Genomic DNA, 13,583 nt, shown 5'->3' on the forward strand with positions numbered 1-13,583 from the left:
CGGGCCCGGCGTGCCCGGGCCGGGCGTGTGCGGGCCGGCCGGCCCGCGAGCCGGGGGTCAGAACGCGTCGTAGCGCGTCAGCCGGACGAGCAGGTCGCGCAGGGTACGGCGTTCGTCGTCGGTGAAGCCCGCCAGCAGCACGTCGTGCATCGTCTCGGCGATCGCGTCGGCCCGGGCGGTGACCTCACGGCCCCGGTCGGTGAGGGTGATCGCGTGGGCGCGGCGGTCGCTGGGCATGCGGGCGCGGGTGATGAGGCCGCGGTCCTCCAGGTCGTCGATCATGCGGACCATCGTCGACTTGTCGGTGGCCAGCGCGGCGGCCAACTCGCGCTGGGTGCAGGGTCCCTTGCGGGCGAGGACGAGCAGCGCCCCGTAGTGGTAGGTGCGCAGGTCGAGCGGCCGGAGCGCCTCGGCGAAGATCTCCCGGGCGCGCAGGTGGGCCAGCCGCAGCAGCATGCCCACCGGTGGGCCGTCCGAACTGTTGGTCACAACTTCCCATCGTAGACCTACTGAGATAGTTTCAGGTGAGATAGATTCATATGAGACCTTCTCAACTGAAATCCGGTGACCCCCTATGCGACGACCCCAACGCTGGACGGTGCTGCTCTTCCGGGTGGCGGCCGTGCTGCAGGCCCTGCTGGTCCTCCTCCAGGCGATCCTGGCGGGACGCTTCCTGTCCGGCGGCTACGGGGCGCTGAGCGCGCACAGCGCCAACGCCATGTTCACCATCCTCGTCGGGATGGTGACGGTCGTCGCGGCGCTGCTGGTGTGGCGGCCCGGAGGCGGTCCGGCGCGCCAGGTCGGCCCGGCGGCCGTGATGGTCGTCCTGGAGATCGTCCAGATGGTCCTCGGGTTCGGCCGCATGCTGGCGGTGCACGTGCCGCTGGGGACGGCGCTGCTGGTCGGCGCGGTCACCCTGGTCCGCCTGGCCTTCCAGGCCGGAGCGGCGAAGGACCCCGCCGACGCCCGCGACGAGCGCGTCCCGGAGGCCGTGTGATGGCGCGCGAGCGAGGCGGCCTGTCCCGGCGCGGCTTCATCGGCGCGGGCGTGGCCCTCGGCGTCGGCGCGGGCGCGGTCGCCCTCGGCGGCGCGAAGTACCTCGGCACCGTGCCGCCCGGCCGCCTGCTGGCGAGCCGGCGCCCGCTGCCGAGGGCGTTCGAGCAGCCGCTGCGGCTGCCGCCCGTCCTCAAGCCCACCCGGACGGACGCGACGACCGACTACTACGAGATCGTCCAGCGGGCCGCAGACCTGGAGATCCTGCCCGGCGCCAGGACGACGGCCTGGACCTACGGCGGAACGTTCCCGGGCCCGACGATCACGTCCCGGTCGGGCCGCCGGACGGTCGTCCGGCACCGGAACGAGCTGCCCCGGCCCGTGGTCGTCCACCTGCACGGCGGCCACACCCCGCACGACAGCGACGGCTACCCCGGCGACGAGATCCTGCCTCCGGGCGGGAGGCCGACCATGGCGATGGGCGGCCACGCGATGCCCGGCAACCCCGTCATGGGCCACCGCGACTACACGTTCCCCATGGACCAGCGGGCCGCGACGCTCTGGTACCACGACCACCGCATGGGCTTCACCGGCGCGAGCGTGTGGCGCGGGCTGGCCGGGTTCCATCTCGTCCACGACGACGAGGAGGAGCGGCTGCCGCTGCCGCGCGGCGACCGGGACATCCCGCTGATGATCGCGGACCGGTCGTTCGAGGCGGACGGGGCGTTCCGCTACCCGTCCATCGACCGGACGCTGGCGACCGTGCCCGGCGTCCACGCGGCGCACATGAACGGCGTCCTCGGGGACGTGATCCTCGTCAACGGCGTCCCGTGGCCGGTGCACCCGGTGCAGCGGCTGCGCTACCGGCTGCGGCTGCTGAACGCGTCGAACGCGCGCAACTACCGGCTCGCGCTCGACCCGCCGCCGCCCGGCGGCCAGGGCATGGTGCAGATCGGCTCGGACGGCGGGCTGCTCGAGCGCCCGATCGCGCACGAAGGCATCGACGCGGCCCCGGCCGAGCGCTTCGACGTCGTCGTGGACTTCGCCCGGTACCGCCCCGGCACGCGGGTCCGGCTGGTGAACCTGCTGGGCAGCGGCCGGACGCGCGAGGTCATGGCGTTCGACGTGTCGTCCTCGGCCAAAGCGCCGCGCGAGGACGCGACCGTTCCGGCCCGGCTCTCCAGGATCCCCCGGCTGGACCCGGCGAAGGCCGCGGTGACCAGGACGTTCCTGCTGCAGAAGCGGGGCAGCAGCTGGCAGATCAACGGGCGCGACTACGAGCCCGGCAGGCCGCTGGCGCGCCCGAAGCTCGGGCAGTTGGAGCTGTGGCGGTTCGTCACCGACCTGCACCACCCGATCCACCTGCACCTGGACCACTTCCAGGTCGTCGGGCGCGGCACGCGCGGCCTCGGCCCGTCCGACCACGGCTGGAAGGACACGATGGACCTGCGTCCCGCCGAGGCCGCCGAGGTCGCGGTGCGCTTCACCGACTATCCGGGCTCGTTCGTGTTCCACTGCCACAACCTGGAGCACGAGGACATGGCGATGATGGCCGACTTCACGACGGAGTAAGTGTCCGGCCAAGATCCTCCCGGCGCTACCCTGGTCCGTCGATCACGGGAGAAACGTCCCGTTGATCACGAAGATCATGGTCGGGGGGCGTGTGCGGAGAAGCGGACTGCTGGCGACGGGCGTCGTGGCGGCGCTGGGAGCCGTCCTGGCGGCGGGATGGGCCGTGGAGTCGCACCGGAAGGGCGACGGGCCGTCCCACGCGGCGAGCCCGTCCGGGCCGTCCGGGGACTCGGGACCGTCGCGGTCGGCGGCTCCGGGGAAGAGCCCGGCCCCCGGCGGAACGCCCGGGTCCGCCCGGGGCCGCGTGGTGAACGGCCGGACGCAGCCGCCGACCGTCCGCTCGCCCGAGTCCGCGAGCGGACGGTACGTCGTCGCCCGGGGGACGGCCCGGCCACCGTCCGGCGCTCGCGGGACGACCGTCCGGTACGCCGTGGAGATGGAGCGCGGCCTGCCGTTCGACGTCACCGAGTTCGCCGCGACCGTCCACCGGGTGCTGAACGACCCCCGGAGCTGGGGGCACGGCGGCCGGATGCGGTTCGTCCGGGTGGACGGCGGCCCGGTCGCGTTCCGGGTCGCGCTGTCCAGCCCCGCCCTCACCGACCGGCTGTGCGCGCCGCTGGTCACCGGCGGCGAGCTGTCCTGCCGGCAGGGCGTCCGCTCGGTGATCAACGCGCGCCGCTGGGGGACCGGCGTCCCCTGGTACCGGGGCGACCTGGCCGCCTACCGGGAGTACGTGGTCAACCACGAGGTCGGGCACGCGCTCGGCCACGGCCACGAGCGCTGCCCCGGCCCCGGACGCCGCGCCCCCGTGATGGTGCAGCAGACCAAGTCGCTGTACGGCTGCCGCCCCAACCCCTGGCCCTTCCCCCAGGTCGGCCCGGCCCACTAGTGGGGCGCCCCGGCCCGCCCCGGCCCGCCGGGGCGGCCGGGCGGCTGGAAAAGGAGTGGCGGACGGCCCTTACGCTGGAGGGGTTATGACTCTGCGCGTACTGGCCGCCATGTCCGGCGGCGTCGACTCCGCCGTGGCCGCCGCCCGTGCCGCCGAGATGGGGCACGACGTCACCGGCGTCCACATGGCCCTGTCCAGCGACCCCCAGTCCTACCGGACGGGCGCGCGCGGCTGCTGCACCCTGGAGGACTCCCGGGACGCGCGCCGCGCCGCCGACGCGATCGGCATCCCGTTCTACGTCTGGGACCTGGCCGAGCGCTTCCGCAACGACGTCATCGAGGACTTCGTCAGCGAGTACGCGGCGGGCCGCACGCCCAACCCGTGCCTGCGCTGCAACGAGAAGATCAAGTTCCAGGCGCTGCTGGACCGGGCCGTCGCGCTCGGCTTCGACGCGGTCTGCACCGGCCACTACGCCCGCTGGGACGGCGCGACCCTGCGCCGCGCCGTGGACACCGGCAAGGACCAGTCCTACGTCCTGGCCGTCTGCACCCCCGAGCAGCTGTCCCGCGCGATCTTCCCGCTGGGCGACACGACCAAGGCCGACATCCGCGAGGAGGCCGCGCGGCGCGGCATCCAGATCGCCAGGAAGCCCGACAGCCACGACATCTGCTTCATCGCCGACGGCGACACCAAGGGGTTCCTCGCCGAGCGGCTCGGCGCCGCGCCCGGCCCGATCGTGGACGTGGACGGCGCGGAGCTGGGCGAGCACGAGGGCGCGTACGCGTACACGATCGGGCAGCGCAAGGGGCTGCGGCTGGGGCGTCCCGCCCCGGACGGCAGGCCCCGCTACGTCCTGGACATCTCGCCGGTGACCAACACCGTGACGGTCGGGCCGCGCGAGGCGCTGGACGTCCACGAGATCACCGCCGAGCGCCCGGTGTGGCTGGGCCAGGCGCCCGCCGGCCCGGTCGGCTGCCAGGTGCAGCTGCGCGCGCACGGCGAGGTGCACGACTGCACCGCCGAGCCGTCCGGCGACGGGGTGCGCATCCGCCTCGACCGTCCGGCGCGCGGTGTCGCGGCGGGCCAGGCGGCGGTCCTGTACGTGGGCGACCGGGTGCTGGGCTCGGCGACGATCGCCGAGACGAGCCGCGTCCCCGCCTGACCGCCGGCCTCCGGCTCCGGGCGGCGGACGTCTCGGCCCCTGGACGGCGGACGTCTCGGCCTCCGGGCTGCGGACGTCTCGCCTCTGGTCGGCGGACGGCCGGGTTCCGTAAGCTCCCGTGGGCACCGCCCCACGTGAGAGGACTCGCCTGTGAAGTTCGGCGTATCGACGTTCGTCACCGACGACGGCATCGGCCCCGCCCCGCTCGGCAGGGCCCTGGAGGAGCGCGGGTTCGGCTCGCTGTTCCTGGCCGAGCACACGCACATCCCGGTCGCGCGTGAGACGCCGTGGCCGGGCGGTGCCGAGCTGCCGCGCCACTACTACCGGACGTACGACCCCTTCGTGGCGCTGAGCGCCGCCGCGGCCGTCACCGAGCGGCTGACCGTCGCGACCGGGATCGCCCTCATCGTCCAGCGCGACCCGATCGTCCTGGCCAAGGAGGTCGCGTCGCTGGACCGCGTGTCCGGCGGACGGGCCGTCCTGGGCGTGGGCGCGGGCTGGAACCGCGAGGAGATGCGCAACCACGGCACCGACCCGCGCACCCGCATGCGGCTGCTGCGCGAGCGCGTCCTCGCGGTGAAGGAGCTGTGGACGAAGGACGAGGCCGAGTTCCACGGCGAGTTCGTCGACTTCGACCCGGTGTACTCCTACCCCAAGCCGGTGCAGGACCCGCACCCGCCGGTGCTGCTGGGCGGTTCCGGACCGACGACGTTCGACCGGGTGGTGGAGTTCGGCGACGGCTGGATGCCGATCTACGGCCGGGGCACCGAGGACCTGCCGAACCAGATCGCGGAGCTGCGGGAGCGCGCGGGCCGCCGCTTGCCGGTGACCCTGTTCGCCGTCCCGCCGAAGGCCGAGGTCATCGCCGAGCTGGAGGCGGCCGGCGCGGACGAGATCCTGTTCGACCTGCCGACCGCGCCCGAGGACGAGACGCTGCGCACCCTGGACGAGCTCACCAAGCTCTTCTGAGCCGGGCCGCGAGCCGGGAGCCGCGAGCCAGGAGCCGGGGAGCCGCGTCAGGAACGAGGCCCCCCGGCGTCAGGCTAGCGCTTGGCCATGAAGGCGGCGGCGTGGTTGTAGAGCTTGTACAGCTTGAACGCCGTCGCGTACGCGGGTGTGCACGCGTTGCCGAACACGGTCGTGGCCTGCTGGTCGGTCAGCGTGGCCCCGGCGGCGGCGTGGTCGCTGGAGCCGATGCGCGCGCCGAACACCTGGCGCATGACGTCCAGCATGTGCCGGCGCCGGGCGGGTGAGGCCGTCCGCCACCACAGGCAGTCCACGTGCGAGAGGCTGCCGTCCTGGTGGTTCTCGTTGGCCGCGGCGGTCGTCCCGGGCGCGGCGGCCTTCCCGCCGCCCGGCCTGGACGGCGTGGTGTACCAGGGGCACGGGCCGCCGGGCGCGCGCGTCTTCTGGGTGATGCAGGTGAGCAGTTCGGCCTCGTTGCCCACGTTGCCGAACCCGACGCTGAGCCAGGGCGCGCGTCCGCCGAGGCAGTCGGGGAGGTTCGCCGGGGACGAGGTGACCTTCTTGCCGGGCGCGGCGGTGTTGCCCCACCAGCAGTTCTGGGTGTTGCCGGGGAACGCGTCCCACCAGAAGTCAACGCCGTTGGGGGCGACCGCCTTGGTGGGGGAGACGCCCATGACGTTGCCGTACAACTTGTTGCGGTAGGACGTGGAGACCGTCAGCGGGTTGCAGCCGGTGATGTCGCTACGGTCGCCGCAGACGGCCGCGTCCGGGGACGAGAACAGCATCGGCCCGCGACGCCAGTTGTCATAGAAGTGGTTCTTACGGACGACGTTGTCGTTGCCGCCCGCGATCCACAGGCCCGTGCCCACGGGCACCGGGACGGACGGGGAGACGTCCGAGCCCGGCAGGTACGGGTTGAAGTTGTTGGAGGAGAAGTTGTTGGCCTCGACGAGGTCGCCCTGCTGCGGGAAACCGGGGTGTCCGGCGGCCGTGAACACGTCCGTGGTGAAGCCGAGCGCGTTGCCGTAGAAGTTGTTGTGGTCGACGTGGGTGGCCGAGCCGTTCGTCCCCGAGTAGCCGCTGGTGTTGTGGTGGGAGTCGCAGTAGCGGATCTCCTGGCTGTAGCGGAACGCCGGGTACCACTTGGTGTCGCGTCCGGCGGCGGTCTTGGCCCCCGCGCCCGGGTAGAGGCCGGAGTCGCCGCTTCCGGCGGCCTCGCAGTTCTGGACGAGGCCGTGGTCCTCGACGAAGGTCAGGACGCCGTACTCGCCCGAGTAGAAGGCCTTGAAGCGGTCGAGCAGGTAGCCGTCGGTCTCCAGGACGTAGATGCCGTGCTCGTTCGCATGGCGGACGTTCACGTTCCGCAGGACGAACCCGTCCGCGCGGTCCACGCGGAGCCCGACGTCCTTGGCGGAGCCGCGCGGCCCGCCGTTCCCGGAGGCGACGCGTCCGGCGTCGATGACGACGTCGTCCGCGCTGACGCCGGAGCCTTCGAGCTGCAGGTTGCACCGCACGCACGAGCCGAGGTTGGGGATGCCGTGCCTGTCCACGAGCGGCGGGTCGGGGTCCTTGGCGGAACCTGGCGTGCGGCCCATGACGGCGATGAGGTTGGCGTCGTTCTGGCACTTGTACTCGCCCAGGTAGGAGTACGCCCCGGACAGCAGTTCGTACTGCCGGCAGGCCGGGTCGTGGGAGAGCGCCCTCCGGGCCGTCGGCTCGGTGTAGACCCCCGGCAGGACGACCACGCGGTCGTTGTTGCCGGACGCCGTGACCGCGGGCTGGATCTCCCGGAACGAGCAGCGGGCGAACAGCGCCTTGTTGGTCTTCCACAGGGTGTCCGCCTCCGTCCTGCCGAACCTCCTGTGGTCGTGCGGGCGGATGTAGTAGCCCACGCGCAGGGCCTTGTCGATGGAGGCGCGCAGCCGCTCCAGCGAGTCCGCCTGGCACACCACGTGCGTCCGGGCGCCCGGTTGCAGGGCCGACGCCAGGGTCTTCGCGGTCGGGACCTTCCCGCCCGCGCACGGGCTGACCGAGCAGTCCGGCGCGGGGTCCGGCCAGTAGGAGGGCCGTTCGATGTGGGCCCGGGCCGGGGCGGCGAGCCCCACGAGGACCAGGCAGGCGATCAGTGCGGCCGTCAGCGGACGGCGGGGGGCGGATCTGCTCACCGGGGCGTTTCCCTTCGTCCTGCGGCGGGGGGGCTCCGAGTGCGACAAAAGGGGTGTGCGAAATCGGTGAGACGGTTTCACGCCGGTGGGGGCCGGTCAAGCGCCCGGTAAGCCCGTTAAGCTGCCGTGACATGGCGTTTCCATGGATGTCCGGCAGTGCGACCGGCGTCGGCTCCTACCCGGGCGGCGACCCGTCCGAGGCCCTGCGGACCGTGTTCGGCGAGGTGGCCGGGCTGCCGCACCTGCCCGAACTGCCCGCCCGCGGCCCGGGCGCCGACATGATCGGCCGCACCGCCGGGATGCTCGTCGAGCTGCCCGTGCGGGTCGAGCCGTCCGGCTGGCGGTTCGGCGACCGGCCCGGCCGCGACAACCGCCGCGCCGCCGACCACCTCCGGCACGACCTGGACGTCCTGGAGGAGGTGGCCCAGGGCTACGAGGGCCCGCTGAAGATCCAGGTCTGCGGGCCGTGGACGCTGGCCGCCGCGATCGAGCTCCCGAACGGCCAGCGCACGCTGCGCGACCCCGGCGCCGTCCGCGACCTGACGTCCTCGCTGGCCGAGGGCGTCGCGCGGCACGTCGCGGACGTCCGGCGCGCCGTCCCGGGCGCCGGGATCCTGCTCCAGCTGGACGAGCCGAGCCTCCCGGCGGTGCTCGCCGGCCGCGTCCCGACCGCGAGCGGCCTCTCCCGGCTGCGCCCGGTCGAGGCCCCGCTGGCCGAGCAGGGCCTGCGCGAGATCATCGAGGCGGCCGGCGACGTCTTCCCCCTCGTCCACTGCTGCGCGCCGGACGTCCCGTTCGGCCTGCTGCGCGGCGCCGGGGCCAAGGGGATCTCGGTCGACCTGCGGCGCGTCCCCGGACGCGACGACGACGCCGTGGGGGAGGCGATCGACGCGGGCGTGGCGCTCTTCCTCGGCGTCGTCCCCGGCACGGACGCGCCGCTGCCGCCCCTCGCCGCGACCGCCGAGCCCGTCCGGGAGCTGTGGCGCAGGCTCGGCTTCCCGGCCGCGACGCTCGGCGACCAGGTGGTCGCGACGCCCGCCTGCGGCCTGGCCGGGGCGTCCCCGCGGTACGCGCGCGCGGCGCTGAAGCGCTGCCGGGAGACGGCGCGTATGCTCCACGAGGCTGACGGGTAGGCGGCCGGGCGCCGCCGCGCGGGCCTGGCACGACGCCCTCGTCCCGGGCCCGGCGCGTCACCCCGCCCCCGCCCCGGAAATGTCGGTGGGGCGCGCAAGAATAGGGGCATGACCTTGAGCGACGGTGTTTCGGAAGGCGGGGTTCCGGCGGAGGCGCGGCACGCGCACGCGCGGCTGAGCCAGGAGATCGACGACGCCAACTACCGGTACTACGTGCTCGACCAGCCGACGCTGACCGACGCGCAGTACGACGCGAGGATGCGCGAGCTCCAGGCCCTCGAGGCGGAGCACCCCGAGCTGGTCACGCCCGACTCGCCCACCCAGCGGGTCGGCAGCCCGTTCGTCACCGACTTCGCGACGGTGGCGCACCTGGAGCCCATGCAGAGCCTCGACAACGCGATGAACGCGGACGAGCTGCTCGAGTGGAACGACCGGGTCGTCAAGGAGGTCGGCGAGGGCCGGGCGTCCTACCTGTGCGAGCTCAAGATCGACGGCCTGGCGGTCGCGCTGACCTACCGGAACGGCGTGCTGGAGCGCGCCGCCACCCGCGGCGACGGCCGCACCGGTGAGGACATCACGCTCAACGTCCGCACGATCGACGCCGTCCCGGACCGGCTCGCCGGCGACGGCTGGCCCGAGCTGCTGGAGGTCCGCGGCGAGGTCTTCCTGCCCGTGGAGGGCTTCGAGAAGGTCAACGAGGTCCAGGTCGAGCAGGGCAAGGAGCCGTTCGCCAACCCGCGCAACGCCGCCGCCGGCTCGCTCCGCCAGAAGGACCCGCGGGTCACCGCGTCCCGGCCGCTGAGCATGCTCGTGCACGGGTTCGGCGCGTGGGAGGGCGCCGAGCGGCCGACCTCGCAGGCCGGGACGTACGCGATGATGAGGTCCTGGGGGCTGCCCACCAGCGACCGGTTCGAGGTGTTCGACACGCTCGACGAGGTCCGCGCGTACATCGCGCACTACGGCGAGCACCGGCACGAACCCGCCTACGAGATCGACGGCGTGGTCGTCAAGGTCGACCAGTTCGCCCTGCAGCGCCGGCTCGGCTCGACCTCGCGCGCGCCGCGCTGGGCGATCGCCTGGAAGTACCCGCCGCAGGAGGTCAACACCAAGCTCCTCGACATCAAGGTCGGCGTCGGCCGCACCGGGCGCGTCACGCCCTACGGCGTGATGGAGCCGGTGAAGGTCGCGGGGTCCACGGTCGAGCGCGCCACGCTGCACAACGCGGGCGAGGTCAGGCGCAAGGGCGTGCTGATCGGCGACACCGTGGTGCTGCGCAAGGCGGGCGACGTGATCCCCGAGATCGTGGCGCCCGTCCTCGGCCTGCGGGACGGCTCGGAGCGCGAGTTCGAGATGCCGACGTACTGCCCCGACTGCGGCACCGAGCTGGCGTACGAGAAGGAGGGCGACGCCGACATCCGCTGCCCGAACGCCCGGTACTGCCCGGCGCAGCTCCGCGAGCGCGTGTACTACCTGGCCAGCCGCAAGGCGCTCGACATCGACGCCCTCGGCTACGTCGCGGCGACCGCGCTCACCCAGCCCCTGGAGCCGAAGGAGGCGCCGGTCCAGAACGAGGGCGACCTGTTCCACCTGACCGTCGAGCAGCTGCTGCCGATCCGCAGCATGGTGCTCGACTCCGACACCGGCACGCCGAAGGTCGACCCCAGGACCGGCGAGGCCAAGGTCGTCACGTTCTTCGCCAACCAGGAGGGCGAGCCGAAGAAGACCGTCGAGCTGCTCTTCGAGTCGCTGGAGAAGGCCAAGCGGCAGCCGCTGTGGCGGGTGCTGGTCGCGCTGTCGATCCGGCACGTCGGCCCCCGCGCCGCGCAGGACCTCGCCCGCGCCCTGCGCTCGATGGACGCGATCGCGGACGCCACCGAGGAGCAGCTCGCCGAGGTGGACGGCATCGGCCCGACGATCGCCGCGTCCATCAAGGACTGGTTCGCCGTCGACTGGCACCGCGAGATCGTCGAGAAGTGGCGCGCGGCCGGCGTCCGGATGGCCGACGAGGGCGCCGACGAGGGCCCGCGCCCGTTGGACGGCGTGACCGTCGTGATCACCGGGTCGCTGGAGGGGTACAGCCGCGACTCGGCGAAGGAGGCGGTCGAACGGCTCGGCGGCAAGGTCTCCGGCTCGGTGTCGAAGAAGACCGACTTCGTCGTCGTGGGCGACAGCCCCGGGTCGAAGTACGACAAAGCCGTCAAACTCGGTGTTCCGGTGCTGGAAGAGGACGGTTTCGGCGTCCTGCTCGCCGACGGGCCGGATGCGGCCACGGCCGTAACCGTGCGCACGGAGGACTGACCTGTGGTGACATCGCCGCTGGTGACCAGCGGGTAGTTACTAAAGGGTACTTTTCGACTACCTACTGGTAGCATGGCCCGGCGGGAAGGGCATAACGGTACGTACCCATCCGGTTCCGCGAAGTTGACCGCAAGCCGTACCCTCCCACCTATCACGGCGGACTCCCGGGCCGGTCCTCCGGCTCCCGGACCCCTCGCCGCCGCACCGCCAGGGGATGACCTCCCGGACCCCCGAGGAAGTGATGAAGGACCCGAACAGCACGCGGAACACCTCGCCGCGCCGGGGCTCCCCGCTGTGGATCTTCTTCGCCGTCAGCATCGGACTGGGCGCCGCCGCGGGCGCGGCGGCGCTCGCCGGGCTCGCCCGCGCCGACCTGGACGCCCTGTTCGGCAACCCGGTCTTCTGGATCCTCGGCGCCTTCATCGTGGTGGGCGAGATGCGCCCGATCATCGCGCCCGGCCTCACCGAGACCAGCGGCGCGACCACCTCGACCACGTTCTCCATCGCGGCCCTGCTGTACGCGGGCCTGCCGGTCGCCGCCGTGCTCCAGGCCACCGCCGCGGTCACCTGCGGCATCTTCCGCGGCCGGAGCCCGCACCGCATCGCGTTCAACGCCGCGCAGTACATCCTCAGCCTCGGCGCGTCCGCGCTGGTGCTGCACGCCTTCGGCATCCACCCCTCGCCCACCGACCCGTGGGTGCCGGGCGGACGCGACCTCCCCGCCATCGCGCTCGTCGGGGTCGCCTACTTCGTCGCCAACCTCACCCTCGTCGGGTCGGCCATCGCGCTGCACGAGCGGATCACCCTCGTCCGGGCGCTGCGCTGGGACCTGCCGTACCAGGTCCTCGTCCACCTGGCGCTGCTCGGCCTCGCGCCGCTGATGGTCATCGCCATGGACCGGTCGGCGGCGTTCGTCCCGCTGATCGTGCTGCCGTTCATCGCCGTCTACCTGAACGCCTCGGTCTCGGTGCGGCGCGAGCACCAGGCGCTGCACGACGGCCTCACCGGCCTGCCCAACCGCAAGCTGCTCATCACCCGCACCGAGACGGCGATCGCCCAGCTGGGGCGGCAGCCCGGCCGGACGGACGCGCCGACCCGCGCCGCCCGCGGACCGGCCGGCGGCGCGCTGCTGCGCCGCGGCGGCGACGACACGGCCGGACGCGTCGGGCTGTTCCTGCTCGACCTCGACCGCCGGTTCAAGGAGGTCAACGACACCCTCGGGCACCCGACCGGCGACCGGTTGCTGCAGCTGGTCGCGCACCGGCTGACGCACAGCGTCCGCCCCGGCGACCTGGTCGCGCGGCTCGGCGGCGACGAGTTCGCGGTGCTGCTGCCGACCGTCCGGGACGAGGCCGCCGCGCGCGAGGTCGCCGCCCGGCTGCGCGCCGCGCTCAGCGAGCCGGTCCGCCTGGACGGGGTGTCGTTCGACCTGGAGGGCAGCGTCGGCATCGCGCTGTACCCCGACCACGCGCCCGACTTCGAGCTGCTGCTCCAGCGCGCCGACGTCGCCATGTACCACGCCAAGGGCAGCCGCACCGGCGTCGAGGTCTACTCGCCCGACCGCGACCGCAACTCGCCCGCCCGGCTCGGCCTGCTCGGCGACCTGCGCCGCGCGCTGGACCGCGGCGAGCTGGAGCTGCGCTACCAGCCCAAGATCGCGCTGCGGGACGGCCGGCTGGTCGGCATGGAGGCGCTGCTGCGCTGGCGGCACCCCGAGCGCGGCGTCCTCACCCCCGAGGAGTTCCTGCCGGTCGCGGCGCAGACCTACCTCATGCGCGCGATCACGCACGAGGTCGTCGACATGGCGCTGGCCCAGGCCGAGGCGTGGTGGTGGGAGGGGCTGACCGTCCAGATCGCGGTGAACGTCTCCGGTCGCGACCTGCTGGACGCCGACCTCGCCGAGACCATCGCGGAGGGCCTGGTCGCGCGCGACCTGCCCGCCGCCGCGCTCCAGCTGGAGATCACCGAGCGGGTGCTCACCGGCGAGCCCGCGGCCGGCTCCACCACGGTCGCCGCGCTCACCGACCTCGGCGTCGCGCTCAGCCTGGACGACTTCGGCACCGGGTACTCGTCGCTGGTCCGGCTGAAGCGGCTGCCGATCGAGGAGGTCAAGATCGACTCGTCGTTCGTGCGCCGGCTCACCGGCTCCCCGGACGACGCGGTGATCGTCCGCTCGGTGGTGGAGCTGGTCGGGACGCTCGGCCTGCGCTCGGTCGCCGAGGGCGTCGAGGACGCCCAGACCGCGGCGCTGCTGCGCGAGATGGGCTGCGACGCCGCGCAGGGGTGGCACTTCGCCCGTCCGATGGACGCCGTCCGCGCGACCGCCTACCTGCGCCGGGGCGCGCACGCCGCGGGGGCGCCGGACGAGGGCGACGCGCCGCTCGACGGCCGCCCCGCGCCGGTGG

Annotated in this window: 10 protein-coding genes; 8 read left to right on the forward strand and 2 right to left on the reverse strand. The window is 73.5% G+C overall.

Going from position 1 to position 13,583, the window contains the following annotated elements; all coding sequences use genetic code 11:
• Positions 1–57: 57 nt before the first annotated feature.
• A complete protein-coding gene (locus tag DZF91_RS06930) occupies positions 58–489 on the reverse strand; it encodes a MarR family winged helix-turn-helix transcriptional regulator (protein ID WP_147341029.1) in 432 nt (143 codons plus the stop codon).
• A gap of 85 nt (positions 490–574) precedes the next feature.
• Here DZF91_RS06930 and DZF91_RS06935 point away from each other — a divergent pair, with 85 nt between their 5' ends.
• The 5 genes from DZF91_RS06935 to DZF91_RS06955 all read left to right on the forward strand — a co-directional run bounded on the left by DZF91_RS06935 (position 575) and on the right by DZF91_RS06955 (position 5,585).
• Positions 575–997 (forward strand): hypothetical protein, encoded by a 423-nt coding sequence (locus DZF91_RS06935; RefSeq protein WP_147341030.1) that lies wholly within the window; start codon positions 575–577, stop codon positions 995–997.
• Positions 997–2,565: a multicopper oxidase family protein gene (locus DZF91_RS06940; protein WP_117356658.1), complete on the forward strand. Its 1,569-nt coding sequence runs from the start codon at positions 997–999 to the stop codon at positions 2,563–2,565. Before DZF91_RS06935 ends, DZF91_RS06940 begins: the two co-directional genes overlap by 1 nt.
• A 91-nt stretch (positions 2,566–2,656) precedes the next feature.
• A complete protein-coding gene (locus tag DZF91_RS06945; protein WP_235834134.1) occupies positions 2,657–3,454 on the forward strand; it encodes a DUF3152 domain-containing protein in 798 nt (265 codons plus the stop codon).
• 85 nt (positions 3,455–3,539) lie between these two features.
• Entirely contained in the window at positions 3,540–4,616 is a 1,077-nt protein-coding gene (gene mnmA, locus DZF91_RS06950) for a tRNA 2-thiouridine(34) synthase MnmA (protein ID WP_117356659.1), read from the forward strand.
• A gap of 150 nt (positions 4,617–4,766) precedes the next feature.
• Positions 4,767–5,585, forward strand: a complete 819-nt coding sequence (locus DZF91_RS06955) for an LLM class F420-dependent oxidoreductase (RefSeq protein ID WP_117356660.1) — start codon at positions 4,767–4,769, stop codon at positions 5,583–5,585.
• A 74-nt stretch (positions 5,586–5,659) separates the two neighbouring features.
• Here DZF91_RS06955 and DZF91_RS06960 read toward each other — a convergent pair whose 3' ends face one another.
• Positions 5,660–7,747 carry a right-handed parallel beta-helix repeat-containing protein gene (locus DZF91_RS06960; protein ID WP_117356661.1) on the reverse strand — a complete coding sequence of 696 codons (2,088 nt, stop codon included), beginning with the start codon at positions 7,745–7,747 and terminating at the stop codon, positions 5,660–5,662.
• Between the two features lie 131 nt (positions 7,748–7,878).
• Between DZF91_RS06960 and DZF91_RS06965 the strand changes: the two genes are divergently transcribed.
• The 3 genes from DZF91_RS06965 to DZF91_RS06975 all read left to right on the forward strand — a co-directional run.
• Positions 7,879–8,880 carry a methionine synthase gene (locus DZF91_RS06965; RefSeq protein WP_199486459.1) on the forward strand — a complete coding sequence of 334 codons (1,002 nt, stop codon included), beginning with the start codon at positions 7,879–7,881 and terminating at the stop codon, positions 8,878–8,880.
• A 108-nt stretch (positions 8,881–8,988) separates the two neighbouring features.
• Entirely contained in the window at positions 8,989–11,178 is a 2,190-nt protein-coding gene (gene ligA, locus DZF91_RS06970) for an NAD-dependent DNA ligase LigA (protein ID WP_117356663.1), read from the forward strand.
• Between the two features lie 241 nt (positions 11,179–11,419).
• On the forward strand, positions 11,420–13,583 hold a 2,164-nt coding region (locus DZF91_RS06975; RefSeq protein ID WP_147341031.1), incomplete at its 3' end, for a putative bifunctional diguanylate cyclase/phosphodiesterase.

It is taken from the genome of Actinomadura logoneensis (assembly GCF_003428695.1).
In the GTDB taxonomy this organism is placed as follows: Bacteria; Actinomycetota; Actinomycetes; order Streptosporangiales; family Streptosporangiaceae; genus Spirillospora; species Spirillospora logoneensis.

Coding starts and splice junctions, on each gene's coding strand:
- DZF91_RS06935 (WP_147341030.1), top strand. CDS start 575: ATGCGACGACCCCAACGCTGGACGGTGCTGCTCTTCCGGGTGGCGGCC.
- DZF91_RS06940 (WP_117356658.1), top strand. CDS start 997: ATGGCGCGCGAGCGAGGCGGCCTGTCCCGGCGCGGCTTCATCGGCGCG.
- mnmA (WP_117356659.1), top strand. CDS start 3,540: ATGACTCTGCGCGTACTGGCCGCCATGTCCGGCGGCGTCGACTCCGCC.
- DZF91_RS06965 (WP_199486459.1), top strand. CDS start 7,879: ATGGCGTTTCCATGGATGTCCGGCAGTGCGACCGGCGTCGGCTCCTAC.
- ligA (WP_117356663.1), top strand. CDS start 8,989: ATGACCTTGAGCGACGGTGTTTCGGAAGGCGGGGTTCCGGCGGAGGCG.